We start from the raw sequence: 23929 nt of genomic DNA, 5'->3' as shown, positions 1-23929 counted from the left end.
GATGTCCGACGATTTCAACTTCACCTCACCTCCCTTCGATCAGCTTCGCGCGCTGGAGCGCGAGCAGCTGCGCGATGCATTGAGCGTGGGTTACTACACGGTCGACGAAGTACTGCTCGAGGCCGGTGCGCCGGTGCCTTGCCTGTTCGTCCTGATGAAGGGCGTGATCGAAGAGCGCGGCGAGGACGGCAGGCTGTTCGCGCAATACGGCGCCGAAGACCTGTTCGATGTTCGCGGATTGCTCTCGGGCAGCAGCAAGCACCGATACCAGGCAGTGGAAGAAAGCATCGTCTACGAACTGCCCGCGGCGGTTTTCCATCAGCTCTGCGCGGACAATCCCGAGTTCGCGCGATTCTTCCGCGCGGACCTGGCCAGCAAACGCCAGCTGGAGCGTCGCGACGGGCAGAACCTGGCCGAATTCATCCTCACCCGCATCGCCCCCGAACACCTGTTGCCGGCCATCGAAGTCGAGCCCACGTTGCCGCTGGGCGATGCGGCGCGCCTGCAGCTGAGCCGCGGTGCCGATGCCTTGCTGGTGCGCGAGGACGGTGCGCTGGGCATCGTTACCCGCACCGACCTGATGACTGCACATTTCCGCGATGGCTTCAGCGAGGCGCAACCCATCGGCCCGCTGGCGCACCGACCGCTGAGCCATGTCGAGCTGGGTGACTTTCTCTTCGACGCGATGATCCTCATGACCCGCCAGCGCATCGAACGCGTGGCGGTGTGCGAGGAGGGCAGGGTGGTTGGCCTGCTGCACCTGACCCAGGTGCTCAGCCTGTTCTCCACCCATTCCCATGTGCTGGCGCTGCGCATTGCCCGCGCTGAAAGCGAAGCCGAATTGCGCGCCGCCGCGCAAACCCTGCACACCCTGATCGCCACGCTGGCCGGCAATGGCATCCGCCTGCGCTTCATCATGCAACTGGTCAGTGCGCTCAACGAACAACTGCTCGAACGCCTCTTCGAACTGCAGGTACCGCCGGTGCTGCGCGGTCGTTGCTGCCTGCTGGTGATGGGCAGCGAAGGGCGCGCGGAACAGCTGCTGAAGACTGACCAGGACAACGCCCTGATCCTCGACGACGGCCTGCCGGTGGAGCAGGGGCTGTTGCTGATGCAGCGATTCTCCGCCGCTTTGCTGGAGTTCGGCTATCCGCCGTGCCCCGGCGGCGTGATGGCTAGCCGGCCGGAGTGGTGCAAACCCTTGTCGGAGTGGCAGCGCGAGTTGCGCGAGTTGCCGTTGCAGGGGCGCCCGGAGCAACTGATGCGCCTGTCGATTCTTGCCGATGCCTGGCCGGTGGCGGGCAACCGACGGCTGTTCGACAGCCTGCGCGAAAGCCTGGGTGAGCTGGCTGGCGACAGCGGCCGCTGGATGAGCGACCTCGCCTTGCCGGCGCTGCAATTCGACACACCACTGACCTTCCTCGGCCAACTCAAGACCCAGGATGCGCAACTCGACGTGAAGCGCGGCGGCATCTTCCCCATCGTCCACGGCGCCCGCGTGCTGGCCGTGCGTGAAGGCCTGGAGGAGCGCGGCACGCTGGGCCGGCTGACTGCGCTGAAGGCGCTCGGCGTGCTGGACGAGTCGCTGGTGGACAACCTGGTCGAGTCCTTCGAGCTGTTCCTTCAACTACGCCTGCGCCAGCAATTGGACGGCAAGCGTGACGGTCGCGAGCAGGGGCTCGACGTTTCCCGCCTGAGCCGCCACGAGCGCGACCTGCTGCGCTTCGGCTTGCACACGGTGAAGAAGTTCAAGCAGAGCCTGACCCGCCAATTCCATCTGGAGACCCGATGAACGCCTGCGTCGCCGCCCCCGATCCGCATTGGTCCGCCTGGCGCCGCCGCCTCTACTGGTGGCGGCATGATCCGGCCGAGGCGGAGGAACTGGTGTCGCTGGACCTGGAAACCACCAGCCTCGATCCGCGCAAGGCCGACATCCTCAGCATCGGCGCCGTGGTGATCCGCCGTGGCAAGCTGATCCTCGGCGAACGCCTGGAGCTGCTGGTGGAACCGCCGCCATCGCTGGACGGCGAGTCGATCCGCATCCACAAACTGCGCCGCGCTGACCTCGAAGGCCAACTGCCGCTGGCGGAGGCGCTGAAGCGGGTACAGGCGTTCATCGGCGACCGCCCGCTGCTGGGTTATTACCTGTCCTTCGACGTCGCCGTGCTGCGCCGGCATCTGCGCGAGCAACTCGGCGCGCGGCTGGACAACCCCCGCGTCGAGGTCTCCGAGATCTACCACCGCAAGATGAGCCGGCGTTTTCCCGACCTGCACCTGGACCTGCGTTTCGACACCCTGGCGCGCAACCTGGAAATCCCCATCGAAGGCCGCCACACCGCCATCGGCGATGCGCGCACTGCCGCGCTGATGTTCCTGCGCCTGCGCAAGGGCTCATTACCCCGCGACCTGAACTGATCCCGGCGGCGCGCAGATTCTTTGAATCTTCCGCGCAGCTGCCCGGTCGGAACTCATAAGCGCTGGCCAATCGCATCCCGCGAGCCATCGCCCCTCGTCGACTGAAAGAGGAGAGACGATATGGGACTCGGGACTATTCTGTTGATCATCCTGATCTTGATGCTGATCGGTGGCTTGCCGGTCTTCCCCCACTCGCGCAACTGGGGTTACGGCCCCTCGGGCGTCATCGGTGTCGTACTGGTCGTCCTGCTGGTGCTGTTGTTGCTCGGACGAATCTGACCGAGCGGATCGGCGTGAACCATTAAACCCCTCACCCTAGCCCCTTCCCCAGGGGAGTAAGGGAACGTTCGGCACAGGATGAATCCGAGGCGTCAGCCGGCAAGAGCGGCTCCCTCTCCCCGGGGAGAGGGCTGGAGTGAGGGGAATGACCCTGCACGGTGGCGCCAGGCAAGTCGTTTTTTGTCACCGCGCTGATACGCCACAGGGTGATTCGTCGCACAGCCCGTTGGGGTGGCCTGTACTAACATACTGGGCCTTTGCCATCAGGGAGTCGTAGGGATGCTGGGCGTTGTACTGGTTGTGCTGGGCGTGGTGTGGTTGCTCGTTCAGTGCGGGCTGGGCCTGCCACCGCTGGCCGAAGCCATGACCCTGGACCCGGTGGTCGACCCCGACCGCTATTGGCAGTTCGCCTTCCTCGGCCCGGCCCTTCCCGTGGCGCTGGGCATCTTCATCCTCCGCTACCGTATCCGGGGCTTTGCCCAGCTCAAGCGCGAGCGCATCAACTGCGCTGCCCACCTGCTCGTCTCCGCCGGCATCGCCCTGGTGCTGGGCAAGCTCTGCGTGCTCGTCCAGGCCTGACCCGGCAACCCGTGAAGCGCTAGTGCGCCGGCGGTTTGCCAGGGGCATTCAGCGCCCTGATTTCACCGCTGGTGGTCGAAAGCCTTGGTTACACTTCGGGCCACAGTCGTCGACAAATCCTCGTCGACCACCCGTCCCGAACAAGACAAGAAAAGGCAGACCTCCCTTATGCAAAATCGCATCATGATCACCGGCGCCGGTTCCGGCCTCGGACGCGAAATCGCCCTGCGCTGGGCCCGCGAGGGCTGGAAGCTGGCGCTGGCCGACGTCAACGAAGCAGGCCTGCAGGAAACTCTCAAGCTGGTGCGTGAAGCCGGCGGTGACGGCTTTACCCAGCGTTGCGACGTGCGCGACTACAGCCAGCTGACCCAGCTGGCGCAGAACTGCGAAGAGAAGTTCGGCGGCATCGACATCATCGTCAACAATGCCGGCGTCGCTTCCGGCGGCTTCTTCAGCGAACTGTCGCTGGAGGACTGGGACTGGCAGATCTCGATCAACCTGATGGGCGTGGTCAAGGGCTGCAAGGCCTTCCTGCCGCTGCTGGAAAAGAGCAAGGGCCGCATCATCAACATCGCCTCCATGGCCGCACTGATGCAGGGCCCGGCGATGAGCAACTACAACGTGGCCAAGGCCGGCGTGGTGGCACTGTCGGAAAGCCTGCTGGCCGACCTCAGCCTGGTGGACGTGAAGGTCCACGTGGTCTGCCCGTCGTTCTTCCAGACCAACCTGCTGGACTCCTTCCGCGGCCCGAGCCCGGAAATGAAGACCCAGGTCGGCAAACTGCTGGAAAGCTCACCGATCAGCGCCGCTGACATCGCCGATTACATCCACCAGGAAGTGGGTCGCGATGTCTTCATGATCCTGCCCCACGAGCAGGGCCGTATGGCCTGGCAGATCAAGCAGCAGAACCCGCAGGCGATCTACGACGAGATGGCGAAGATGGCGGAGAAGATGCAAGCCAAGCGCCGCAGTCTTTCGTAATCGAAGGGTATTTTCGCCCCCTTTCGGTGCAATGAAAGACAGGGCTTGCCCAGGCCGGTGCAAAGGGTTAGTTTTAGTCACCGGCCTGCCTGGCTGATGTACGTTGGACCCCGGTGAAAGCCCCGCTCATGTCGCGGGGCTTTTGCTTTTTCGGGCTACTGCCCAGCTCTTGGGGTTCGTGCTTTGCGCATCGTCGGGCCTGTGTTAGAAGGCTCCGGTGTCATTGAAGGAAGAACCCGCTTGCACTGTGAATCCATCGTCTATGGCTGCATCCGCGACTGGCCCGGCGACTCGATGGAGCGCCGCCTGCGCCGCGCCGCCAACCGCAAGGTGCTCGACAGCCTGCCCATGGGCGAGGCCTGGCCGTTCCTCGGCCGCGAGATGTTCAGCCGCTGCGAGACCGAAGGCGCGGGCCTGTACCAGTCCCAGGTGATCCATTTCGGCGCCAGCTACCAGACCATCGAGTACGAGTGGAAACTCTGGGTCGAACAGTTCGAAGCGCTGCTGCGCCGGCTTTACTGGGCCAGTGCGGTGGTGCACCTGGAAACCGAAGTCAACGGCAGCCACACCTTCCGCTGGGAGTCCGAGAACGGCTTCCACAGCCCGCGCGAAGGTGAACTGAAAGTGCGTTGCGCCTGGGAGCGCGAAGGCGGCCTGCGCGGCTGATCGCGCGCCTCCCGTTACGGAAAGAATCCATGATCAATTACCTCTGGTTCGTCCTCGCCGCGTTCTGCGAGATCGCTGGCTGCTACGCCTTCTACCTCTGGCTGCGCCTGGACAAGAGCGCCCTGTGGGTCATTCCCGGGTTGCTCAGCCTGACGGTATTTGCCCTGCTGCTCACCCGTGTCGAGGCAAACTACGCCGGGCGTGCGTATGCCGCGTACGGCGGCATCTACGTCGCCGCATCGCTGTTCTGGCTGGCCTTCGTGGAAAAGAGTCGCCCGATGTGGAGCGACTGGGTCGGCGTGGCGCTCTGCGTGATCGGCGCCAGCGTGGTGTTGCTCGGGCCTCGTCTCGCGCCCTGAGTCTGAGTACAACGCAAACCTGTAGGAGCGAGCTTGCTCGCGAACAGAGTAGCCAGTTGCGCCTGAGTCGCCGGCGAGCGCCAGGTTCGCGAGCAATAACGATGGCGTCCCCCTTGCTCCTACGAAAAGCGCTCCGGTCTATCAGCTGAGCTTCATCGTAGGATGGGTGGAGCGCAGCGATACCCATGCGATGGGTGCGCGCAATCGATGGGTATCGCTGCGCTCCACACCATCCTACGGGGTGTTTCTGCGCGGGTACTTCAGTCCTCCAACCACTCCCTCGGCACTTCGCTTTTCAGCATCAGCTGGCACTGCTGGCTTTCCGGGTCGAAGACGATCACCGCCTCGCCGCGCTTGAGCGCATGGCGCGCGCGCTCCACGCGCACGTCCAGCGGCGTGTCGTCGCCGTTGTCGGTGCCTTCGCGGGTGACGAAGTCTTCCAGCAGGTTGTTGAGGGTGTCGGCTTCGATCAGGTCGTAAGGAATCAGCATGGCGGGGTACTCGAAAGCGCAGCGCGGGATTGTAGTCCCGCGCTGCCGCGAGTGCAGCTTCCGATCTAACGGCGGTCGGGTTCCTTGCCCTTGTCCTTGCTCTTGTCGGGAGCGTCGCCGCTGTCGATCAGGTCGTCCACCGGCGGTACATGGGTGGTGCTTTCCATGTGCACCGGATGCTCCAGTTGCTTGCTGAAGCGCTCCAGCGTGCCCTCGCTGGGTTCCGCGTCGCTGTCGAACACCGGAGGGCTGAGCAGGTAGGCGGTGAGCAGTTTCGACAGTGCGGCCAGGCTGTCGATATGAGTGCGCTCATAACCGTGGGTGGCATCGCAGCCAAAGGCCAGCAACGCCGTGCGGATGTCGTGGCCGGCGGTGATCGCCGATTGCGCATCGCTGTGGTAGTAGCGGAACAGGTCCCGGCGCACGGCGATCTCGTGGCGCTCACCCAGCCGCAGCAGGTGCCGGGACAGGTGGAAATCGTAAGGCCCGCCGGAGTCCTGCAGCGCCACGCTGACCGCATGTTCGCTGGAGTTCTGCCCCTCGGCCACTGGGGCGATGTCGATGCCGACGAATTCGCTCACATCCCAGGGCAGCGCGCCGGCGGCGCCGGAGCCGATCTCCTCGGTGATGGTGAACAGCGGGTGGCAGTCGATCGGCGGCACCTGGCCGGCTTCGACGATGGCCTTGAGCGAGGCCAGCAGCGCGGCCACGCCGGCCTTGTCGTCGAGGTGGCGGGCGCTGATGTGGCCGCTCTCGGTGAACTCGGGCAGCGGGTCGAAGGCGACGAAATCGCCGATGGCCACGCCGATGGATTCGCTGTCGGCACGGCTGGCGGTGTAGGTGTCCAGGCGCAGCTCGACGTGATCCCAGCTGATCGGCAGCGTATCCACCGCGGTGTTGAAGGCGTGCCCGGAGGCCATCAGCGGCAGCACGCTGCCGCGGAATACGCCGTTCTCACAGAACACCGTGACCCGGCTGCCCTCGGCGAAGCGGCTCGACCAGCAGCCCACCGGCGCCAGGGCCAGGCGGCCGTTGGGCTTGATCTCGCGGACGATGGCGCCAATGGTGTCCAGGTGCGCCGAGACGGCGCGGTCCGGGCTCTTGCGCCGCCCCAGCAGGGTGGCGCGGATGGTCCCGCGGCGGGTCATCTCGAAGGGCACGCCGATCTCCTCCAGCCGTTCGGCGACGTAGCGCACGATGGTGTCGGTGAAACCGGTGGGGCTGGGGATGGCGAGCATTTCCAGCAGCACGCGCTGCAGGTAGTTGAGGTCAGGTTGTGGCAGTTGGGTCATGCCGGGGCCTCTTCGTTGGGGTGAGGCTGATCACGGTTGTCGCGATGCAGGAGTTCGCGGCTCAGCGGGAAGAGCAGGTCGACGAAGCGTTCGGCGGTCGGCTGCGGCTCGTGGTTGGCCAGGCCGGGGCGCTCGTTGGCTTCGATGATCACGTAGTCCGCCTGGTCGGCCTCGGTGACTAGCAGGTCGAGGCCGGTGACCGGGATTTCCAGCGCTCGCGCCGCGCGGATGGCGGCGTCGGCCAGGGCCGGGTGCAGGCGCTCGGTGACGTCTTCCAGGGTGCCGCCGGTATGCAGGTTGGCCGTGCGGCGTACGGCCAGGCGTTGGCCGCTGGGCAGCACGTCGTCGTAGCTGAAGCCGGCGGCGGCCAGGGTGCGCTCGGTCTCGCCGTCCAGCGGGATGCGGCTTTCGCCACCGGTCGCGGCCTGGCGCCGGCGGCTCTGCGCCTCGATCAGCTTGCGGATGCTGTGCCGACCATCGCCGATCACCTCGGCGGGGCGGCGAATGGCGGCGGCCACCACCTCGTAGCCGATCACCACGATGCGCAGGTCATTGCCGGGGTGGTAGCTCTCGAGGATGACGCGGGTGTCGAACTGCTTCGCGTGGGCGATGGCGCTCTCCACTTCCTCGGCTGTGCGCAGGTCCACGGCGACACCCTGGCCCTGTTCGCCGTCCACCGGCTTGACCACCAACGCGCCGTGCTCTTCGAGGAATGCAGCGTTGTCTGCGGTGCCAGCGGCCAGGCGCTGCTGCGGCTGGCGCAGGCCGGCGCGGTCGAGGGCGCGGTGGGTGAGGGTCTTGTCCTGGCACAGGCTCATGCTGACGGCGCTGGTGAGGTCGCACAGCGACTCGCGGCAGCGGATGCGCCGGCCGCCCTGGGTGAGAGTGAAGAGGCCGGCGTCGGCGTCCTGCACCTGCACCTCGATGCCGCGTCGATGGGCTTCGTCGACGATGATTTTCGCGTAGGGATTGAGTCCCTTTTCCGGGCCGGGGCCAAGGAACAGCGACTGGTTGATGCCGTTCTTGCACTTCACTGCGAAGGTCGGCAATTCGCGGAAGCGCAGCTTGCGGTACAGCGACTTGGCCTGCTGGTTGCCGTGCAGCACCGACAGGTCCAGGTACGCCAGGCCGCGGCTCATGAAGTGCTCGATCAGGTGGCGCACCAGCGCTTCGCCGACGCCGGGCCGGCTGGACTGCGGGTCCACGGCCAGGCACCAGAGGCTGGAGCCGCCTTCCGGGTCGCGGAAGGCCTTGGCGTGGTTGATGCCCATGACGGTGCCGATCACCGTGCCGGTCTCGGCGTCTTCCGCCAGCCAATAGGCCGGGCCGCCCTGGTGGCGCGGGGTGACGTTGGAGGGATCGACCGGCAGCATGCCGCGCGACAGGTAGAGGCGGTTGATCGCCGTCCAGTCGTCGTCGCTGTGCACGCGGCGGATGCGGAAGCCACGGAAGGGGCGGCGCGCCGGGCGGTAGTCGGTGAACCACAGGCGCAGCGCGTCCGAGGGGTCGAGGAAGAGTTGCTGCGGGGCGTGGGACAGCACCTGCTGTGGCGCGGCGACGTAGAGGGCAATGTCGCGCTCGCCGGGTTGTTCGTTGAGCAACTCGGCCGCCAGCTTGTCCGGGCTGGAGAAGGTATGGCCGATCAGCAGGCGACCCCAGCCGCATTGCAGGATCAGCGGGCCGTGGCTTTCCGCGTGGTCGCCGGCGAAGCGCGCCTGCAGGCGCTCATAGGTCGGCGTCTGGCCGCGCAGCAGCCTCTGGTTGTGGGGATGGGGCAGGTTGGAATGGGGTTTCATCGTGCGCTCCCTGATAAGCATCTGTCCTGGGCTGTGGGGAAGGCGGCGCCACGCACGGCGCCGCCGGGCTCTAGAGGCCTTGTTCCGTCAGCCAGAGATTGAGGGCCGCCAACTGCCACAACTTGGAACCGCGCAGCGGAGTGAGGTCGCTCGCCGGGTCGCTGAGCAGACGGTCGAACATCGCCGTCTCGAACAGGCCACGGTCCTGGCTCGGGTCCAGCAGCAATTCGCTGACCCAGGCGCGGGTATTGCCTTGCAGGTGCTTGAGGCCGGGCACCGGGAAGTACCCCTTGGGCCGGTCGATCACCTCGCTGGGGATGACCTTGCGCGCGGCGGCCTTGAGCACCTGCTTGCCACCGTCGCCAAGCTTGAAGCGTGACGGGATGCGTGCCGACAGTTCCGCGACGCGGTAGTCGAGGAACGGCACGCGGGCTTCCAGGCCCCAGGCCATGGTCATGTTGTCGACGCGCTTGACCGGGTCGTCCACCAGCATGATGGTGCTGTCCAGGCGCAACGCCTTGTCCACCGGGTCTTCTGCGCCGGGTTGGGCGAAGTGGTCGCGGACGAACTCGCTGGCCACGTCCTCGACCCGCATCGCCTCGCGCACGGTGTCCAGGTACTCGCCATGGCTGCGGTCGAAGAAGGCCGCGCGGTAGGCCTGCAGCGGGTCCTTCGCGCCGGCCACTTTCGGGTACCAGTGGTAGCCGGCGAACAGCTCGTCGGCGCCCTGGCCGCTCTGCACCACCTTGCAGTGCTTGGAGACTTCCCGCGAGAGCAGGTAGAAGGCGATGCAATCGTGGCTGACCATCGGCTCGCTCATGGCGCGGAAGGCCGCCGGCAACTGCGAGATGACTTCGTTCTCGTCGATGCGCAACTGGTGGTGGCGGGTGCCGTAGCGTCGGGCGATCAGGTCCGAGTACTGGAACTCGTCGCCGCGCTCGCCGCCGGCATCCTCGAAGCCGATGGAGAAGGTCAGCAGGTCTTCGACGCCGGCTTCGTGCAACAGGCCGACCAGGAGGCTGGAATCGACGCCGCCGGAGAGCAGCACGCCGACTTCGCGGGCAGCGCGCTGGCGCACGCTCACGGCGTCGCGCAGGCTGCTCAGCAGGCGGTCTTCCCAGTCGTCCAGGGTCAGCTCGCGCTCATCCGGCAGCGGGCCGTAGTCCAGGGTCCACCAGCGCTGGCGCTCGGTGTGGCCGTCGGCGTCGATGGTCATCCAGGTGGCCGGCGGCAGCTTCTGCACTTCGGCCAGCAGGGTGCGTGGCGCGGGCACCACGGCGTGGAAGTTCAGGTAGTGGTTGAGTGCCACCGGGTCCAGCGCCGGGTCGATATCGCCGCCCTTGAGCAACGCCGGCAGGCTGGAGGCGAAGCGCAGGCGCTTGCCGGTCTGCGACAGGTACAGCGGCTTGATGCCGAGACGGTCGCGGGCGATGAACAGGCGCCGTTTGTCGCGTTCCCAGATGGCGAAAGCGAACATGCCATTGAGGCGTGGCAATAGTTCTTCACCCCAGGCGTGGTATCCCTTGAGAAGGACCTCGGTGTCGCCACCGGAGAAGAAGCGGTAGCCCAGGGCTTCGAGTTCCTGGCGCAGCTCCGGGTAGTTGTAGATGGCGCCATTGAAGACCAGTGACAGGCCCAGGGCGGTATCGATCATCGGCTGACCGGAAGCTTCCGCCAGGTCCATGATCTTCAGCCGTCGATGGCCCAGCGCCAGGGGACCTTCGCTATGGAAACCCCAGGCATCGGGGCCTCGCGGTGCGAGGTGATGAGTGATGCGTTCGACTGCGGCAAGGTCCGCAGCCTGGTTATCGAAACGTAGTTCTCCTGCAATTCCGCACATAGTGCTGTGGGCCCAGTAAAATCAGGGCCTCAGTCCTCCTTAGCTTTCCTCCGTACCAATTTCGTACCAGTTTTTAGCTTTTCCATCTCGCTCCAGTCGGACGTCGAGTTGAGCCACTTGGCGTAAGTCGAAAGCAGAACTGGCACGCTGTGGCCGAGCTGCGAGGCGATGAAAGCCGGATTCATCCCGGCCATCAGGCACATCGTCGCGTAGGTGTGGCGAGTGTCATACGTCCTGCGTTGGCGCATGCCGAGCTTCCGCAAGGCGTCGCGCCAGTAGCGCTTGGGTCCAGTCTCCGACTTGATGTACAGGTCGGAGCGCTCTGCCTTCAGGCTGGGAGCAAACACGTAATCCGATCTCGCCGCAGTCAGCGGCCTAGCTTGTTCGAGGGCATGCAGCGCGCGATCGTTCAACAAAACTTCGCGAACGGTCTTCGTTTTGGTGCGCTCGTAGATTTTCCCGCGCTGCTGGATGCGGCAGACCCTGGCCTTTCGGCTGCGCGTGTCGACCTCTTCCCACCGCAGGGCCATTGCCTCGCCCGGGCGCATGCCGGTGTAGAAAAGGAACTCGAATAAGCAGGCGTAAATCCGCTGTAGTCCGGTGGCCAGCAGGTACAGCTTGTCGATGATGGCGTCGGCCTCCTCTCGTGTGAGCGGATCAATCTCCCGCTTGGGAACCCTGGCCTTCGGAATGGATAGGGTGGGATCGCGCTGCACCAGCTCCTCCTTCAGGGCCAGCTTGAACAGGCACGCCAATACCCGAACGGCGTACTTGCGCCGACCCGGAGATGGCCAGTTCGTCTGTGTGGTGATGCGGCGCAGCATCTGTGGCGGGATCTGATCCATGGGCAGCTGTGCCAGGTGAGGAATCCAATAGAGCTGCAGTGCGATCCGGTAGCCCTTGCGGGTGCTGTCCACGATCTCGAGCGAGTCCAGCCATTCCTGGGCGTATTCGAAGAACGTGGGGCAGGCGGTGGAGGGGATCTTCGCGCGGGAGGATGGGAAGAATTCCAGGTACTTCTCGTGGGTCAGGGCGCCCAGCTTGTTGAACTGGACTACCTGAGTACGTAGAGCGTCGGCTGCTGCGATCCCTTTCTGGGTCGGAGGGTAGGCGAGCGTCTCACAGCGCCTGCGCTTTCCCCACTGGAATCGAATGCGGACCGACTTGCCGACGACTTCAACGCCGGTCGGCAGGTCCAGAGGCTTTCTAGCCACGCGTCGTACCTCCTTTTGCTGTAGATGATTCGGCCGTCAATTTTCATCCAGATTCCTGCCGGGATGATCCCCCGCTCGCGCTTTCGCTGCAGGGCCTTTGCCGTAGTGCCGATCAACTCGGCCATCTTCTTCTCGGTGACTTTGTCCACCTCATCAATGAGGCGCTCTGCTGCACTCATGGGCAATACCTCACCTGCCAGCCAATGCTGGCAATGAATGTTCTAGGGTTGTGGCCAGGACCTGGCCTGAGAGGTCGCCCGTGTCGGGCAAGGATGGGGGTGGGCTGTCAGGCCGGGTTCTGCTTCTCGCGGCGCTTGCGGATCAGCTGCTTGGATGCCATAGCCACTCCCTTCACAACGTCTTCAGGGAGGATTGCAGCGTTGCAGTGCGGGCAGAGCGGGGCCATGGTGGTGCTGCGCCAGGCCTCATCCATCACCTTTGCCGCCCGGCTGCGCATGGCGAACTGCTCTGCCTCGTGAATCTCACGGCGTCGCCGGTTCAAGTCCTTCAGGCCGCCATCGAACACCTCGACCAAGTACATGAATGCGTCGAAGGGCTCTACCTCCGTCTCGCAATCGCTGCACCAGATGCGGCGCTCCTTGTCGTCGTACACCATCTTCCGGTGGCGACAGGACGAAAGTGGGCGCCGGGTAAGGCCGCGCGCGACCCTCAGGTCTTCGATCTGAACGACCTTCACGCCGTAGAGGTGTTCGTGCGGCTCGATGGGTGCGTCGCTCATCTCCCGCCTCCTTCCAGGGCTGCTCTGTACTCCGCAACCTCGGCCATGTCGCGGTCATAGTCGCGCCGGGTGACCGGGTGCATGTCATCCGGCAGCTGTCCGCCGTACTTCTGCAGCATTTCGGCGTGCAGGGAATCGGCGCAGTCGGTCAACTTCTCGCGCAGCCCCTCGTTCTCCGCCTTGAGCCGGTCGCACTTCTCATCCAGCCCCTTTATCGTCTCGTCGCGGCAAGCAATGCCGTCATACGGATGCTTGTCGCTGATCTCCAGCCTGGCGCGCAGCCGCTCCACCTCGGCAATCAGCGGCAGCTCCACCCTCAGAGCTGCGCGGCTGGCTTGCCATCCGACCCATGCGCGCTGGATCATCTCGTTGCAGTATTCGCCGTAACGCGGATCGTCCTTTGGCAGTGCGTCGCGGACGTGGTGCAGCGGTGCGGCCGGCCAATCGCGCTGGACCCAAGCTTCAAACTCTTCTCTCATGTCAGGCACGGTCGTCTCCCTGTTTCTCCGGAAACCATTCGTTGTCGTACTCGTACTGGGTCACGCGCTGGGGGTAGATGTGCGGCACCTCTTCGGCGAACCGCCTGGGCGCATAGGGCTTCTCGGCGTAGTCCTTGGCCTCTGACATGAACCTTTCCTTGAAGATTCGCAGCAGGTGCTCTGCGGCTTTCTCGTATTCGTCCTCGCGGTAGAAGGCGTCGTTGTAGGTGCCGTTGTTCACCACCCACACGGTGCGGTTCGGCGCCTCTTCGGCCCTTTTGATGATTTCCTCAGCCCTGGTCTTGGCGTGGCGGACCTGATCAAGCGTCAGGCCCTTCAGCCACTCATCGGTTCCGAGGTGTTTAGAGCGACCACATTCGCAGCGAATCTCGGGCACGGTCATGCCTCCCATATGGGTGTGCGGTTAAGGGCAACGGTTAGGGGTGGAGGATGGCGCGGAGGTCTTTGGCTACCTCTTCCTCGGCGCTGCATGCTGGCGCCAAGGCATCAAGATAGGTCGCGGCAGAGTGTAGGAGCGAGCGCGACACCAGCACCTGGTCGGCGGGGATGGCGGTGAATTCACGAACCTCATAGCCCGGCCAATCATGCGGATTGGCCTTAACCATGTCGTGATGCTCCTTGGAACAGGGGAGCCAGTTCTGCGGACGCTCGCTGAAGAATGAGCAGCAATAGATCAGCTCACTCATGCTCCTTCCCCTCGCCGAGCAGGGCGCGCAGGGCTGCGACTTCCTCCCTGAGCGCCTGGGCCTCGGCTTCGAGCTTGGCGTAGTGGTCATGCAGCACGAACGAGCCTTCAAGGTCTGGCCGCATGTTGTAGCCGAGGAAGGTGTTCTCTGGCTCCCAGCGCTGGACATTACTCATCAGCAGACCCTCCCTGCGCCGACCACGGGGTCAGCGGCGTGTCGTAGCCGAGCATGAGCGGATGACGCGGCTCGCCACCCTTGGTCAGGCCGAAGTGCATTACCGGCTTTCCGCTGCTTTGCAGGATGTACAGCAGAGTCTTCAGGCGTCCGCGCAGCGACTTGAGCACCTTGTCAGACGACCCCCAGCAGGGAACCAAAACGTCAGCGTCGGCGATGATCTGTTTCAGGTGGTGCAGGTTGTCCGGTCCCACGGCGTCATCGGCGTGGAACAGCGCCCCAACGTCCGTTGCGCGGAAGGCGAACACGTTGCCAACGATGAAGCGGTGCCCGCCGTTACGCAGCGTGAAGCCGCGCCATTTTCGAACCGTGGCGTCGTCGATGGTGGCATCCGCTGTGCTCGGGTTGACGCCGAAGAACGCGAACACCTTGGAGCCCTCGAAGGGCATGCCGCATTCGCGCTCCAGGCGGTAACGGTACTTGCCGCACGGACTGATGATCGCGCTCATGACTCACCTCCCTGCGCCGGAGCGGCGGCGAGCAGTGCGGCAAGCTTGCAGTGCTCCTCATGCCCTTTGTCTTTTTCACCGCCACACTGCGGACAGTAGTAACCCTGCGGACGGTGCCAGTGGTCGTCGTGGTCACGGTAGTGCCATTGCAGACTGGCGAGCATATCGCGCCATTCCTCCGGCACCTGCCCAGCCTGGCGGATACCGCCGATATGTCTGGAGGCCTGCCGCTCTTCCAGCTCGGCCACCTTGGCGCGGAGCTGTTCAACCAGACGCTTGGAGTGGCGGGCTACCTCGAAGGCGTCAGGCTTCTCCACCTCCTGCGCCGGAGCGGCGGCGAGCGCTTGCTTGGCGAACGATCCGTCCTCGACGCTGGCTGTCCCGGCCTCGTCGTGCAGCCAGTTCATAGGCTCACCGCTGCATGTGTCCCAAGCATCAGGATCGGCCAGCAAGAGGTGGTCGCCCTTGGCGTAGAACTCCAGGGCCTTGCGCCACTCCTCCGGCACCTGCCCAGCCTGGGCGACCGGGGCGGCGTAAAGCGGGCCGAGGCTTTCGATGATATGGGCAAACTGATCCACGGCCTCGTCATAGCCGTAACGCATGGCCTCATAGCGGTCAGTGATCCCGCGATCTTCGAGGCCGCAGCCCATGGCTACCGCGTGGAACTCGGGGTAATCGAACTCGACCGGCACCTGCTTCCCAGGCTGCTCGGCGAGAAGGGTGCGCAGCTCTTCCTCTTCCGGGGTGAAGTGAGTGATGTAGTTATCCAGCAGGTTATGGATGCGCTCCAGCAACTCAACTGGCACTGCTACTGTGCGGGTCATGGGCGGGGTTCCTTATAAATCCGACGTGCAACGGCGTTGCATTCAGCTTCCAGGGCAACAGCCTCCTCATGGTTTAGATCGTCAAAACCACCACTCGCTATTGGCTCTGCGTTCTCTACCAGACCCGCGCAAAAGTATCGGGCCATCTGTTTTATTTCGCGGCGCCGCTCTCTGCTTATGCTCATTCCCCATCCTCCTTCCCGCCGATGGGCTGGGCTTGTAGGGCTGCAACTTCGTCCAGCTCCGGCACAGGGGAGAGTTGCGCCAGGGCTGCGCGGGCTTGGATCAGCTGCGGGTAGAGATGGCGCCATGCCTGGAAGGCGAACGTGCGTTCGTAGTCGCCGCCGCCAGATCGGCAGAACTGTCCGTCATCTTCCCACCAAGTCATGAACTCGGCTTCGAACACCTCATCATGGACGCGCACGCCCTCTGCCGGCACTGGCTGTGGCGCGAAGTGGTCGAGGGAGGTAGTGGCCATGGCCTCCTCTACCGCATTGCGGCATTTCGGGCCGATGTAGTCAGACAGTGCGCGCAGTCCGGCCCTGAGCGAGGCTACGGCGATCTTGGCGCTGTTCTTGTTCCAGTTACACCGGGCAGCAGTGTGCCCATCCGCACCGCAGAGGGTGCAGGCTTGTTGTTCGGTCATGGCTCAGCCCTCGACGGGGTATTGGATGGTGCCGCGCTCGCCCTGGCGGGAGTCGATTGCGGCCTGGATAAGCTGCCGGCCCAGCGCGTGGGCCTGGTCGGGATCGAGTTCGGCGCCAAGTCGTGGAAGGCCGTCGATCAACAGGTACGGCTTCCCGTCACGGCCCTGGCGGTGCTCGACGGTCAGTTGGATGGCTTGCATGGTGCTCGCTCCTGGAGGGCAGGCCTGCAGCGCAGGCAGATGCATTCGAGAACAGGGAGGCCGGTGCCGCGGCAGAAGGTGGGGCTGGTCATGGCGTCACCCGCTTGAACTCGACCACCCAGACCCAGGGGTTGGCATCCCAAGCACCGGCGCCGTTCACGTCATCCCATAGGCGCATGAACGCTCGACGCCGGCCGTCTTCAGTAACCCAATGCGAGCCAGGGGGAGCAGGGAAGGCCAGGCCAGGAGGTCCCTCAGCAATAGCCTGCTCCTCGCTAATGTCCTGCAGGCGCTCGACGTACACCGCGGTGATTTCCAGCAGGATGCGGCAGGCCCAGCGGGGCATGTGGATGCTCGGCCGGTGGCGCCAGATCTTGTTCGGTTCCGCTGCGGAGTAAGCCCCGTTGCGCAACCCGGCTGGGTAGTGACGGTTGGGTTCGTTCGGCGGCGCGCCGTCGGCCGAGTAAACAATCCGCTTGCTACCGAACCAGGCACCGGTGTCGTCTTCCGGGTAGGTGGACTGCCAGTCGCCAGCCTGCCACCAGCTCTCGCGCACCCACAGTCGGTCGCCTGGCTGGCCGTAGGGACAGACGCAGCCGCGTTCTCCATCGCTCCACCATGCGCCGAAGACTTCAGGGCCTGGCTGTTGCTCGCCGTGGCGATCCACAACGGTGACGTTGTAGTTCTCCACCGTGACGCTCGCGTCTTCGTGTGGCTGGTGCTTCATCACTCGGCGCGTGACCGTCTTCCGGCCTTCCAGGATGGCGCGGACCATCGGCCCGCTGAACAGGATCGGACGTTCCTTCATTGCTGATCTCCGGTATAGGTCCGCCAGTGCACCTTCTTGCCGGCGACGAGGAATCCCCATTCGCCTTGCCAGGGGCTGGTGATGAAGAGAGTCCAGACGCCGCCCTCGGCTACCTGGTCGATTCGGTGATACTCGCCATGGCGGAGCGCGGCAGTGTCGCCGGCATTGCGGCGGATGAACTCGGTCACCTGGGCACCGGGCGGCGCGTCGACCATGGTCAGCAGGCGGTCGTCAGCCAGTCGCTGCTCGATGTACCAGCCATCAAGGATCACGGTGCGGGCGTTCCACGGGTGGTCGTGTAGGTCGCGGTCCTGATCGGCGCGCATGATGTGGTGGACGCGAACCGACCACGGGAACCACCAGTGCTTGGCCTGATGGGTGTTCCGGTCGTAGGGGTTGAACAGCCACCAGCGGCCCATGTAGGTCTCGGAGCCGTCGGCGGACATGATGTGGTGGTAGGGAGTGCGGCCGGCGCGCTGGATGATCCAGGCGGCGACGGCGGGGATTGCCAGCAGCTTGGCCAGCAGGCTCCAGATGATCTGCTTCATGGCAGTACCTCTTCACCGATCTGGCGGGCGTGCTCGATGGATGTGGCCTTGATTCGCGTCCAGCCCTTGCCCCAGTCCTGGGTCAGTCCACCTTGGTCACGGAAGAAGGGGCCGTGTTTCACGAAGACGGATTTGCCGGCGTTGCGGTGGACGAAATAGGTATCGTCGTCGACCGGATCATCGGCGCGGTTGTGCTCGATTGCCTTGTCCGTCGGCGACGTGCGCCAGTCAGGCCAGGTCCGGGCCTCGTTCTTCGCCTGCTTGGCGGTCAGGGCTTCGATGATCTGCTCCGGGGTGGCGCCGGTGCGCCAGGCGCCATCCAGGCCAAGAATCACCACATCGATCCACTCGGCCAGGTCGCCGGGGCTCTCCTCGATCTCGCGCAGCTCCTTGCGGATGTGGTCCACCACGCCGGCGGCGCGGGCGCCGGGGCCGAAGGTGCGCTCACTGAAGTCGCGCTGGCGCTGCAGGTGCTGCTCGAAGTTGAAACCGTCCTGCTGGCCACGGGCGCGGCCCATGGCGTAGGTGGCATCCTGGAAGGCAATGAGGCGATCGCTGATGTTTTCAGACAGGAGCCCGTGCAGGGCTTCAATTGCCGCCTGGTCGGCGGGATGGTTGTTTGCTGGCATGAAGAGATCCTTGCGCCTGCTGGCGCGGAAAAGAGTTTCCGGAAAAGGGCAAATTGTTGCGGAGGGTCAGGCTGCTCGCTGCGCCTGGAAGGTGTTCCAGGCTTCCTGATCGGCCTGGGCGATGAACCAGTGCAGCTGCCCGTCGCCGTCGTCTCTGACTGAGCCGCCGTATTTCCCACCGGGGAAGGTGTACTCCGCGCTTTGTGTGATCCGTGGCCAGCCGACGTTCCACTTCGTGAAGGTCAGGTACGGGCGCTCCTGTAGGGCTTTTGCCTTGAATGCTTCGCCCTTCGCGTTGGCATCGGCTATTTCCCGCTCGTGCCCATCCTTACAGACCTGGTCGCAGTAAGCGTGCTGGCCGTCGTAGACAAGCTGTCGCGGGTTGCCGTCTTCGTCCTCGGCGTCTTCGTAAAGCCTGGTCTCGCAGTGATTGCAGTACAGCCACCAGCCGTTGTCGTGATAGGACGTGGCCGGGATGAAGCGCTGGCCGGCGAACTCATCAGCCCACGGTGCGCGGCGGCAGAACTCGACCTCCTCGAACTCCAGGCTCAGTTCATTGCCACCTTTCCGGCGGCCGGCAGCCCCGCTGGTAGCGAAGACGATCACATGCTCCCCATCGGAGCCTTCGCCTACGTGGTAGGCCTTCAGCGGTTTTTCAGGCATGACGAGTCCTCGCGCCGTAGTGGCACAATGGCATGGAGTGGGGTAGGTGAATCAGGCTTGAAGCTGTTGAAGCAGGCGGCGACCAATCCAACGCACCACGGGAATAGCCTTGCTGTTCCCGATGGCCTTGTAGCGTGGGCCATCCGGGCATTCCTCGGCGGGCTTACCGCGCCAGGGGATCAGCGTGTAGTTGTCAGGGAATCCCTGGCAGCGCTCCCATTCGAGCGGGGTGGTACGCCTGACGCCATCGGGCTCCAGTACATATGCCTCTCGGTCATCGAGAGCGCCGCCCCCTTGAGCCGTGAGAGTAGGATGAACCGTGAACTCCTCCGGCCGTCCCGGCGGCTGATCCCGGCGAGTGCCTTCGGACTCAAATAGAACCGCGGCGGGATCGAATCCTGCTCGAGCACTTGCGACAACGAACACACGGCGGCGTCGTTGGGCCAGGCCGAAATATTGGGCATCCAGAACCAGCCATGCGACTGTTCGCCGGGGTCCATACACACAACCAGCGTCCTTCCATTTTCCCCCTGGCGGCTGAAGTTCTTGGGATTCGCCCACCAGGGCGCCGAGGAAACACCCGAACGCGTTGCCCTTGTCGGAGAGGACGCCGGGGACGTTTTCCCAGAGGCAGACGGCTTCAGGCTCGCCTCGCTGGGTTCGAACATGGTCAATTGCATCGAGCAGCTCCACGTATTTGATGGTTAGGGCGCCGCGCGGATCGGCCAGGCCTTCGCGCATACCAGCCACGCTGAAGGCCTGGCATGGGGTTCCGCCCACCAGAATGTCCGGCGCCGCGACTGCGCTGACCAGCACGCGCTTGGCGATCTTGGTCATGTCGCCCAGGTTCTCCGCCTCTGTCCAGCGCGCCGCCAGAACGGCAGATGGGAAGGGCTCGATCTCGGAGAGCCAGGCGGCGCGCATGCCCAGCGGGTGCCACGCAACGCTCGCGGCCTCGATGCCGCTGCACACTGAGCCGTAGGTGATGGTCATGCCGAAAGCTGCTCCGTGCTTGGGTCGTACTTCCGCCAGCCAACCTTCGGCGCCTTGGTCTTCTTGTCGATGATTGGCTTGCCCTTCTCATCGGTAAGGATGACCTTCGCTTTTATGTGCAGGTCGCGGCACTTCAGGGTCTTCCGCGCGACCTGAATGAACTGCTCGGCGAACTGCGGCGCGTCGAAATAGCGGGCCGAGCTGCTTGGTCTTGGTGCCGGCCATTACCTGGTCGGCAGTCTTCTCACACAGGGCGAGCCATTCGGTCATCGGAATGGGCTGCTCACCGAGCGGCGTGCGGCGACTGGTCTTCACGGTCTTGCGGGCATCATCCAGCGCCAGGTCGCGGGTCATGCCGAACACTGCAAACGTACTCATAGCGATACCCACTTGTTGGATTTGTCGTAGTAGCCGCGCCAGTCGCGGTAGCTGAAGCAGAGGGTGCCGGGGCTGCAGAGCCAGGCCATGCTCAGCGGCCCACCCCGGAGCAGGAAGTTGATCTTTCGAGCCGAGGGTCGCGGACGACGCAGGCGCTGGCGATCCAGCGACACCCGTTTGATGCGGGGAATCGATGTGAGCTTCATGGTTTCTCCAGGTAGAGCGCCGCCGCGCCGCGAGTGCAGCGGAGGGCGAAAGCGTTGTGTGACAGGTAGGCGTGACTAGTGGCTGGCCAGATCGGCCAGTGACTCGTCGTCGAGGCGGTCAGCGCCATGGATCAGTCGAGTCAGCACGTCCTGCGGCTCGTCGATCTGCAGGCGCTCCATGATCCGGGCGAGCTTGGCGTCGGTGGCCTTGAACAGGTCCAGGCTGATGCGGCGGGAGAGGAGGCGCGCCAGGCGTTCCTCCTCGTTCATCCTGTCCCGTTCGCGCTGCTCGGCCTTGCGCTCTGCTGCGGTCTTCGCTGCCATCACGCGCGCTCCCTGCGGAAGAACTCGATCCCGTGCTCTGCAGCGATCCGGCGCACGGTGTTCCGGTCCAGGTCCATGGCGTCCGCTGTGGCTGAGATCGTCATTCGCTGCTCGGCGCAGTAGCGTACGGTCTGGGCGAGAAGGCGGCGCTTCTCCCTGGCGTTGTTCTGGAAGGCTGCATGGGCCTTGTCGGTCTGCCCAGGAGAGCGCTGCTTGTTGTTCCAGACGCTGAATTCCTTCTCGCCGGAGACGCCAATGGGGATCAGCTCGATCTGCCGGCCAGCAGCCAGGTACTCCGCCACCTTCCCCGCGATCTCTGCGCGGGCGATATCGACCGGAGGGGTAGAGCGGTAGTCGATGGGGATCATGCTGCCTTCTCCCGGAGCTTGGTTTCGTACTGGTCGACCAGCAGCTTGAACTGCCACAGGTCGTCCTCCAGCGCCTCGATGTAGTCGTCGTCGCGCTTGAACTCCTGCCACCAGAGCTGGCGGCCGACGGACTCAAGGGCAGGGCAGTACATCCCGACGTGCCAGAACTTGCGGCCCGTGATCCACATGCAGCCTTGCACCTGGTCCATGATCCCGCTGGCGTCGTTGTCGATGTGGAAGGCGCGAAGCTTCTCGGGCGCGATGAAGCACTTGTACTCGCTGCCACCGTCCTCGCCGATCAGGCCATCAGCACTGGCGCCGAAGCAGCCATCGTCGGTGGTCACGAAGCCGGCGCGTTGAACCATCAGCCCGGTCTGGATTTCGTGCTCCATCCTGGCCATCGGCTCCAGTTCGTGGCCGCGCTTCATCTGCCAGGTTTCAAAGCCGCCATCCAGGGGCTCGCCGCTGATGCGCTCCACTGCGAGCTTGAAGGCGTAGTCGAGTGCTGCAGAGGTCGGCTGCCCTTTGTTCGGGCCAGACTTCAGCCTGGCCCGGGCGTCACTGAACATGCTCGCGGTGATTACGCCGGCGCGGGCACGGTGCCACGCTTCGCTGCCTTGGTCACATGAGATGAGGATCATTTCGACTTCTCCAGTTCAGCCTTACGCGCGGTTACGGCGGCGCGGAGTTCATCTGCCCCAGCCACATCCTTGGCGGCCTGCAGAACCTTTAGGCCTGACTGCCATACGCCTTGGAGTTCTGCGCCGGTTTTCGCTGCCTTGACCTTGGCGATCAGGTCATCCAGCACGGCATTGCGAAGATCGTCGCTGCCGGCGGCGTTGCCGTCGTCGTCTTCCTCGCCGATGGCCACGTTGAAGATCATCTTCAGTAGGTAGCGCATTCCGTAGGAGGTGCCGGAGCCAAATGCGTGGGTCTTGGTCATCACGTCGCCGCCCTTGGCGCCCTTGCCATCGGATGGGACGTGCGCGCGATACTGGCGGGTGTGGCCGGAACGGTGGCTTACGAAGCAGATCATGCCGACCATGCCTTCCGGGGCTTCCTCGGTCCCAAACGACAACGAGAAACCCTCAGCCGTGTACACGGGGCGGAGGGCCTTATCCAGCTTCCCGTAGGTGGCGTAGGCGCTGCGGGTTTGGTTGTTAGTGGCATCAGCAGCCACTCGGCCCATGTTCGCCTGGACACGGGAAAGAGCGTCGTTGAACTCGACTTCCGCTGCCCTAGCGTCCATCCGCTCCTTCATGGCCAGCAGGCGTTCCATCTTCTCGATGTCGCATTGCGGGTCAGCGGCTGCGCGCTGGATCACCTGCAGGATGGTGGCCGACTCGGCCTGGACAACAACGGCAGATTCCTGCCGCTCTGCGATTGCAGTAGACATGGTGTGACCTCGCCGCGTGACCGCAGCCAGTGAAGGGAAAGGGAAAGGGAAAGGCGCGTTACGTGCGCCACTCGGCCAATCACGCCCGCGGTCGAAGGAGGTGCTAGACGCTTGGCTGCCGGGGTTTTTGAACCGGGTACTGGCCGGCTGAACCCGCCGCAGATATCCGCTCAGCGGCCCGCTGCGGCCGGGTGTGGATGCCGCTTGAAACGGAGGACACAGAGGTCTCCGCAAATCTGGGTGAATACCGGGTTGAAATAGCCCTTGCGGCGCGCCAGGCTGGTCGCCGCACGGATGCTCTTGCCGGCGAACTCTTCGTACTGGCTTTCGGTGGCGGCGCTCATGCTGCGGCCTCCTGAAGCTGCCGGGCGGTTACTTTCTTCGGCGAGCCGCGATAACCCTCACGGCCGGCTTCGATGGTGGCCTCGGTGATCGCCTGCGACTTGCTCACCGCTTCCAGGGTGATGCCGTATACCGGCAAGCGCAGCGCTTTCGGGTAGGTCAGTTCGACGTAGTACTTCATGCTGCGTTCTCCTGGATGCATTGCTCAGCGAGCTGGACGACGTGCTCGCGGATTCGGCTGTGGTAGATGGCCGAGGCCAGTTCGGGTTCGTTCTGTTCCAGAGCGATGAGGATTTGCACGACCGGGCATTCCCGGCCGCCGATCTCGCCGAGCAGTTCCATGACCGAGTCGGCGAAGCCCTGCTGCCAGTTCGGCATCGTCTTGGTGAAGAAAAGGATGTTGTCGGCGTCGTTGCCCTTGAGGAGCTTGCCGACCTGAGCGGTGAGCCACTCGCTCGACGCGAGCTGGTGCTCCTCGATCCTGTGGTGCTGGATTGCATTCATGTCTATGACCTCATGGCCGCGAACATGCGGCTGCTGAATCAGGGCGAACGCCGGGCGCTTCCCCGGATGCGTCAGGTCTGGCTGATCAAGCCCCTCGACTCGTTCGCTGTTCGGTTACGCCGCCTCGGCACCGGCCGGCTTGTCGCCACCGGGTACGGCCGGAGAGGCGTCGATGATCTGCTTCAGGATCGGCTTCCAGACCGACCACCAGGCCAGCGCCTTCGAATCCATACCGCTGATCTCTTCGTCGTTGAAGGCCCACCACTCGGCCAAGGTGTGGAACTGGCAGCCGATCTGCATGTGGGTGGCGGTGTAGGTGACAGGCCAGATATCCGCCTGAATAGCCTTCACCTCGCGGAGGTTTCCGGTCGCGCCCCATATTGATGACAACTCGCTCAGGTTGGCGCCGCGCAGGTTGGCGCCGCTCAGGTTGGCGCCGCGCAGGTTGGCGCCGCGCAGGTTGGCGTCGCTCAGGTCGGCGTCGCTCAGGTTGGCGCCGCGCAGGTTGGCGCCGCGCAGGTTGGCGCCGCGCAGGTTGGCGCCGCGCAGGTTGGCGCCGCGCAGGTTGGCGTCGCGCAG

The 23929-nt window shown here is 64.5% G+C and carries 36 protein-coding genes; 7 read left to right on the top strand and 29 right to left on the bottom strand.

Annotated features, from left to right (window positions below):
• Window position 1 precedes the first annotated feature (1 nt).
• The 7 genes from A6723_RS15030 (at window position 2) to A6723_RS15000 (ending at window position 5279) form a co-directional block, all read left to right on the top strand.
• Entirely contained in the window at window positions 2-1792 is a 1791-nt protein-coding gene (locus tag A6723_RS15030) for a DUF294 nucleotidyltransferase-like domain-containing protein (protein ID WP_054911114.1), read from the top strand.
• Complete coding sequence (locus tag A6723_RS15025) at window positions 1789-2415, top strand: 3'-5' exonuclease (protein ID WP_054911113.1); 627 nt, start codon at window positions 1789-1791, stop codon at window positions 2413-2415. Before A6723_RS15030 ends, A6723_RS15025 begins: the two co-directional genes overlap by 4 nt.
• A gap of 120 nt (window positions 2416-2535) precedes the next feature.
• The gene (locus tag A6723_RS15020; RefSeq protein WP_017522017.1) at window positions 2536-2694 is read left to right on the top strand and encodes a DUF3309 family protein; all 159 of its coding nucleotides are present in this window, start codon (window positions 2536-2538) and stop codon (window positions 2692-2694) included.
• A 279-nt stretch (window positions 2695-2973) separates the two neighbouring features.
• On the top strand, window positions 2974-3273 hold the full coding sequence (locus tag A6723_RS15015) for a hypothetical protein (RefSeq protein WP_054911112.1): 300 nt from the start codon (window positions 2974-2976) through the stop codon (window positions 3271-3273).
• A 168-nt stretch (window positions 3274-3441) separates the two neighbouring features.
• Window positions 3442-4254: an SDR family oxidoreductase gene (locus tag A6723_RS15010; protein ID WP_054911111.1), complete on the top strand. Its 813-nt coding sequence runs from the start codon at window positions 3442-3444 to the stop codon at window positions 4252-4254.
• Between the two features lie 240 nt (window positions 4255-4494).
• Window positions 4495-4920 (top strand): hypothetical protein, encoded by a 426-nt coding sequence (locus tag A6723_RS15005; protein WP_024766159.1) that lies wholly within the window; start codon window positions 4495-4497, stop codon window positions 4918-4920.
• Window positions 4921-4949: 29 nt separating this feature from the next.
• Complete coding sequence (locus A6723_RS15000; RefSeq protein WP_054911110.1) at window positions 4950-5279, top strand: YnfA family protein; 330 nt, start codon at window positions 4950-4952, stop codon at window positions 5277-5279.
• Window positions 5280-5539: 260 nt separating this feature from the next.
• Here A6723_RS15000 and A6723_RS14995 read toward each other — a convergent pair whose 3' ends face one another.
• The 29 genes from A6723_RS14995 to A6723_RS14865 form a co-directional block, all read right to left on the bottom strand.
• Window positions 5540-5770, bottom strand: a complete 231-nt coding sequence (locus A6723_RS14995; RefSeq protein WP_037009258.1) for a YheU family protein — start codon at window positions 5768-5770, stop codon at window positions 5540-5542.
• 65 nt (window positions 5771-5835) lie between these two features.
• Window positions 5836-7062, bottom strand: coding sequence for an osmoprotectant NAGGN system M42 family peptidase (locus A6723_RS14990; RefSeq protein WP_064979771.1), 1227 nt, complete (start codon window positions 7060-7062; stop codon window positions 5836-5838).
• Window positions 7059-8858, bottom strand: a complete 1800-nt coding sequence (gene ngg, locus A6723_RS14985; protein ID WP_054911305.1) for an N-acetylglutaminylglutamine synthetase — start codon at window positions 8856-8858, stop codon at window positions 7059-7061. Before ngg ends, A6723_RS14990 begins: the two co-directional genes overlap by 4 nt.
• Before the next feature lie 70 nt (window positions 8859-8928).
• Window positions 8929-10698, bottom strand: coding sequence for an N-acetylglutaminylglutamine amidotransferase (locus A6723_RS14980; RefSeq protein WP_054911306.1), 1770 nt, complete (start codon window positions 10696-10698; stop codon window positions 8929-8931).
• 29 nt (window positions 10699-10727) lie between these two features.
• Window positions 10728-11912: a site-specific integrase gene (locus tag A6723_RS14975; RefSeq protein WP_054911307.1), complete on the bottom strand. Its 1185-nt coding sequence runs from the start codon at window positions 11910-11912 to the stop codon at window positions 10728-10730.
• Between the two features lie 286 nt (window positions 11913-12198).
• Complete coding sequence (locus A6723_RS14970; RefSeq protein WP_054911308.1) at window positions 12199-12651, bottom strand: hypothetical protein; 453 nt, start codon at window positions 12649-12651, stop codon at window positions 12199-12201.
• Window positions 12648-13139, bottom strand: coding sequence for a hypothetical protein (locus A6723_RS14965; protein ID WP_139092993.1), 492 nt, complete (start codon window positions 13137-13139; stop codon window positions 12648-12650). The genes A6723_RS14970 and A6723_RS14965 overlap by 4 nt, the downstream gene beginning before the upstream one ends.
• The gene (locus A6723_RS14960; RefSeq protein ID WP_054911311.1) at window positions 13132-13527 is read right to left on the bottom strand and encodes a hypothetical protein; all 396 of its coding nucleotides are present in this window, start codon (window positions 13525-13527) and stop codon (window positions 13132-13134) included. The genes A6723_RS14965 and A6723_RS14960 overlap by 8 nt, the downstream gene beginning before the upstream one ends.
• 40 nt (window positions 13528-13567) lie before the next feature.
• The gene (locus A6723_RS14955) at window positions 13568-13837 is read right to left on the bottom strand and encodes a hypothetical protein (RefSeq protein WP_083192861.1); all 270 of its coding nucleotides are present in this window, start codon (window positions 13835-13837) and stop codon (window positions 13568-13570) included.
• Entirely contained in the window at window positions 13830-14012 is a 183-nt protein-coding gene (locus A6723_RS14950; RefSeq protein ID WP_064979768.1) for a hypothetical protein, read from the bottom strand. Before A6723_RS14950 ends, A6723_RS14955 begins: the two co-directional genes overlap by 8 nt.
• Window positions 14005-14520 (bottom strand): DUF1643 domain-containing protein, encoded by a 516-nt coding sequence (locus A6723_RS14945; protein WP_054908795.1) that lies wholly within the window; start codon window positions 14518-14520, stop codon window positions 14005-14007. The genes A6723_RS14950 and A6723_RS14945 overlap by 8 nt, the downstream gene beginning before the upstream one ends.
• Window positions 14517-15344 carry a hypothetical protein gene (locus A6723_RS14940; RefSeq protein WP_054908794.1) on the bottom strand — a complete coding sequence of 276 codons (828 nt, stop codon included), beginning with the start codon at window positions 15342-15344 and terminating at the stop codon, window positions 14517-14519. Before A6723_RS14940 ends, A6723_RS14945 begins: the two co-directional genes overlap by 4 nt.
• 181 nt (window positions 15345-15525) lie before the next feature.
• Window positions 15526-15990, bottom strand: a complete 465-nt coding sequence (locus A6723_RS14935; protein ID WP_054908793.1) for a hypothetical protein — start codon at window positions 15988-15990, stop codon at window positions 15526-15528.
• A 3-nt stretch (window positions 15991-15993) separates the two neighbouring features.
• Window positions 15994-16191: a hypothetical protein gene (locus A6723_RS14930; protein WP_054908792.1), complete on the bottom strand. Its 198-nt coding sequence runs from the start codon at window positions 16189-16191 to the stop codon at window positions 15994-15996.
• A gap of 88 nt (window positions 16192-16279) precedes the next feature.
• Window positions 16280-16999: a hypothetical protein gene (locus A6723_RS14925; RefSeq protein ID WP_054908791.1), complete on the bottom strand. Its 720-nt coding sequence runs from the start codon at window positions 16997-16999 to the stop codon at window positions 16280-16282.
• Window positions 16996-17547: a hypothetical protein gene (locus tag A6723_RS14920; RefSeq protein WP_054908790.1), complete on the bottom strand. Its 552-nt coding sequence runs from the start codon at window positions 17545-17547 to the stop codon at window positions 16996-16998. The genes A6723_RS14925 and A6723_RS14920 overlap by 4 nt, the downstream gene beginning before the upstream one ends.
• A complete protein-coding gene (locus A6723_RS14915; RefSeq protein WP_054908789.1) occupies window positions 17544-18176 on the bottom strand; it encodes a dATP/dGTP pyrophosphohydrolase domain-containing protein in 633 nt (210 codons plus the stop codon). The genes A6723_RS14920 and A6723_RS14915 overlap by 4 nt, the downstream gene beginning before the upstream one ends.
• A gap of 66 nt (window positions 18177-18242) precedes the next feature.
• Entirely contained in the window at window positions 18243-18839 is a 597-nt protein-coding gene (locus tag A6723_RS14910) for a hypothetical protein (protein ID WP_054908788.1), read from the bottom strand.
• Window positions 18840-18890: 51 nt separating this feature from the next.
• Window positions 18891-19832 (bottom strand): DNA cytosine methyltransferase, encoded by a 942-nt coding sequence (locus A6723_RS14905; protein WP_054908787.1) that lies wholly within the window; start codon window positions 19830-19832, stop codon window positions 18891-18893.
• A gap of 87 nt (window positions 19833-19919) precedes the next feature.
• A complete protein-coding gene (locus A6723_RS31285) occupies window positions 19920-20186 on the bottom strand; it encodes a hypothetical protein (RefSeq protein WP_175405555.1) in 267 nt (88 codons plus the stop codon).
• 20 nt (window positions 20187-20206) lie between these two features.
• Window positions 20207-20416, bottom strand: a complete 210-nt coding sequence (locus A6723_RS14900; RefSeq protein ID WP_054908786.1) for a hypothetical protein — start codon at window positions 20414-20416, stop codon at window positions 20207-20209.
• A gap of 75 nt (window positions 20417-20491) precedes the next feature.
• Entirely contained in the window at window positions 20492-20740 is a 249-nt protein-coding gene (locus A6723_RS14895) for a hypothetical protein (protein ID WP_054908785.1), read from the bottom strand.
• Window positions 20740-21108: a hypothetical protein gene (locus tag A6723_RS14890; RefSeq protein WP_054908784.1), complete on the bottom strand. Its 369-nt coding sequence runs from the start codon at window positions 21106-21108 to the stop codon at window positions 20740-20742. Before A6723_RS14890 ends, A6723_RS14895 begins: the two co-directional genes overlap by 1 nt.
• Complete coding sequence (locus A6723_RS14885; RefSeq protein ID WP_054908783.1) at window positions 21105-21749, bottom strand: lambda exonuclease family protein; 645 nt, start codon at window positions 21747-21749, stop codon at window positions 21105-21107. Before A6723_RS14885 ends, A6723_RS14890 begins: the two co-directional genes overlap by 4 nt.
• A complete protein-coding gene (locus tag A6723_RS14880; protein ID WP_054908782.1) occupies window positions 21746-22504 on the bottom strand; it encodes an ERF family protein in 759 nt (252 codons plus the stop codon). Before A6723_RS14880 ends, A6723_RS14885 begins: the two co-directional genes overlap by 4 nt.
• 170 nt (window positions 22505-22674) lie before the next feature.
• Entirely contained in the window at window positions 22675-22848 is a 174-nt protein-coding gene (locus A6723_RS32145) for a hypothetical protein (protein WP_175405554.1), read from the bottom strand.
• Window positions 22845-23027 (bottom strand): hypothetical protein, encoded by a 183-nt coding sequence (locus tag A6723_RS14875; RefSeq protein WP_054908781.1) that lies wholly within the window; start codon window positions 23025-23027, stop codon window positions 22845-22847. Before A6723_RS14875 ends, A6723_RS32145 begins: the two co-directional genes overlap by 4 nt.
• Window positions 23024-23350 carry a hypothetical protein gene (locus tag A6723_RS14870; RefSeq protein ID WP_054908780.1) on the bottom strand — a complete coding sequence of 109 codons (327 nt, stop codon included), beginning with the start codon at window positions 23348-23350 and terminating at the stop codon, window positions 23024-23026. Before A6723_RS14870 ends, A6723_RS14875 begins: the two co-directional genes overlap by 4 nt.
• A gap of 114 nt (window positions 23351-23464) precedes the next feature.
• The coding region (locus tag A6723_RS14865) for a pentapeptide repeat-containing protein (protein ID WP_139092992.1) at window positions 23465-23929 on the bottom strand (465 nt) is incomplete at its 5' end.

It is taken from the genome of Pseudomonas sp. AU11447, assembly GCF_001672555.2.
Classification (GTDB): Bacteria; Pseudomonadota; Gammaproteobacteria; order Pseudomonadales; family Pseudomonadaceae; genus Pseudomonas; species Pseudomonas nitroreducens.
This window is presented reverse-complemented; position numbering and strand designations above follow the sequence as displayed.

Excerpts from the sequence above, each read along its gene's own strand:
- A6723_RS14870 (WP_054908780.1), bottom strand. The coding sequence starts at position 23,350 with ATGAATGCAATCCAGCACCACAGGATCGAGGAGCACCAGCTCGCGTCG.
- A6723_RS14890 (WP_054908784.1), bottom strand. The coding sequence starts at position 21,108 with ATGATCCCCATCGACTACCGCTCTACCCCTCCGGTCGATATCGCCCGC.
- A6723_RS14990 (WP_064979771.1), bottom strand. The coding sequence starts at position 7,062 with ATGACCCAACTGCCACAACCTGACCTCAACTACCTGCAGCGCGTGCTG.
- A6723_RS15030 (WP_054911114.1), top strand. The coding sequence starts at position 2 with ATGTCCGACGATTTCAACTTCACCTCACCTCCCTTCGATCAGCTTCGC.
- A6723_RS14925 (WP_054908791.1), bottom strand. The coding sequence starts at position 16,999 with ATGAAGGAACGTCCGATCCTGTTCAGCGGGCCGATGGTCCGCGCCATC.
- A6723_RS14910 (WP_054908788.1), bottom strand. The coding sequence starts at position 18,839 with ATGCCTGAAAAACCGCTGAAGGCCTACCACGTAGGCGAAGGCTCCGAT.
- A6723_RS14950 (WP_064979768.1), bottom strand. The coding sequence starts at position 14,012 with ATGAGTAATGTCCAGCGCTGGGAGCCAGAGAACACCTTCCTCGGCTAC.
- A6723_RS14885 (WP_054908783.1), bottom strand. The coding sequence starts at position 21,749 with ATGATCCTCATCTCATGTGACCAAGGCAGCGAAGCGTGGCACCGTGCC.
- A6723_RS14920 (WP_054908790.1), bottom strand. The coding sequence starts at position 17,547 with ATGAAGCAGATCATCTGGAGCCTGCTGGCCAAGCTGCTGGCAATCCCC.
- A6723_RS14930 (WP_054908792.1), bottom strand. The coding sequence starts at position 16,191 with ATGCAAGCCATCCAACTGACCGTCGAGCACCGCCAGGGCCGTGACGGG.
- A6723_RS15020 (WP_017522017.1), top strand. The coding sequence starts at position 2,536 with ATGGGACTCGGGACTATTCTGTTGATCATCCTGATCTTGATGCTGATC.
- A6723_RS15025 (WP_054911113.1), top strand. The coding sequence starts at position 1,789 with ATGAACGCCTGCGTCGCCGCCCCCGATCCGCATTGGTCCGCCTGGCGC.
- A6723_RS14900 (WP_054908786.1), bottom strand. The coding sequence starts at position 20,416 with ATGAAGCTCACATCGATTCCCCGCATCAAACGGGTGTCGCTGGATCGC.
- A6723_RS14935 (WP_054908793.1), bottom strand. The coding sequence starts at position 15,990 with ATGACCGAACAACAAGCCTGCACCCTCTGCGGTGCGGATGGGCACACT.
- ngg (WP_054911305.1), bottom strand. The coding sequence starts at position 8,858 with ATGAAACCCCATTCCAACCTGCCCCATCCCCACAACCAGAGGCTGCTG.
- A6723_RS14875 (WP_054908781.1), bottom strand. The coding sequence starts at position 23,027 with ATGAAGTACTACGTCGAACTGACCTACCCGAAAGCGCTGCGCTTGCCG.
- A6723_RS15010 (WP_054911111.1), top strand. The coding sequence starts at position 3,442 with ATGCAAAATCGCATCATGATCACCGGCGCCGGTTCCGGCCTCGGACGC.
- A6723_RS15000 (WP_054911110.1), top strand. The coding sequence starts at position 4,950 with ATGATCAATTACCTCTGGTTCGTCCTCGCCGCGTTCTGCGAGATCGCT.
- A6723_RS14940 (WP_054908794.1), bottom strand. The coding sequence starts at position 15,344 with ATGACCCGCACAGTAGCAGTGCCAGTTGAGTTGCTGGAGCGCATCCAT.
- A6723_RS31285 (WP_175405555.1), bottom strand. The coding sequence starts at position 20,186 with ATGACCCGCGACCTGGCGCTGGATGATGCCCGCAAGACCGTGAAGACC.
- A6723_RS14980 (WP_054911306.1), bottom strand. The coding sequence starts at position 10,698 with ATGTGCGGAATTGCAGGAGAACTACGTTTCGATAACCAGGCTGCGGAC.
- A6723_RS14970 (WP_054911308.1), bottom strand. The coding sequence starts at position 12,651 with ATGAGCGACGCACCCATCGAGCCGCACGAACACCTCTACGGCGTGAAG.
- A6723_RS14915 (WP_054908789.1), bottom strand. The coding sequence starts at position 18,176 with ATGCCAGCAAACAACCATCCCGCCGACCAGGCGGCAATTGAAGCCCTG.
- A6723_RS14945 (WP_054908795.1), bottom strand. The coding sequence starts at position 14,520 with ATGAGCGCGATCATCAGTCCGTGCGGCAAGTACCGTTACCGCCTGGAG.
- A6723_RS14895 (WP_054908785.1), bottom strand. The coding sequence starts at position 20,740 with ATGGCAGCGAAGACCGCAGCAGAGCGCAAGGCCGAGCAGCGCGAACGG.
- A6723_RS14880 (WP_054908782.1), bottom strand. The coding sequence starts at position 22,504 with ATGTCTACTGCAATCGCAGAGCGGCAGGAATCTGCCGTTGTTGTCCAG.
- A6723_RS15015 (WP_054911112.1), top strand. The coding sequence starts at position 2,974 with ATGCTGGGCGTTGTACTGGTTGTGCTGGGCGTGGTGTGGTTGCTCGTT.
- A6723_RS14995 (WP_037009258.1), bottom strand. The coding sequence starts at position 5,770 with ATGCTGATTCCTTACGACCTGATCGAAGCCGACACCCTCAACAACCTG.
- A6723_RS32145 (WP_175405554.1), bottom strand. The coding sequence starts at position 22,848 with ATGAGCGCCGCCACCGAAAGCCAGTACGAAGAGTTCGCCGGCAAGAGC.
- A6723_RS14905 (WP_054908787.1), bottom strand. The coding sequence starts at position 19,832 with ATGACCATCACCTACGGCTCAGTGTGCAGCGGCATCGAGGCCGCGAGC.
- A6723_RS14955 (WP_083192861.1), bottom strand. The coding sequence starts at position 13,837 with ATGAGTGAGCTGATCTATTGCTGCTCATTCTTCAGCGAGCGTCCGCAG.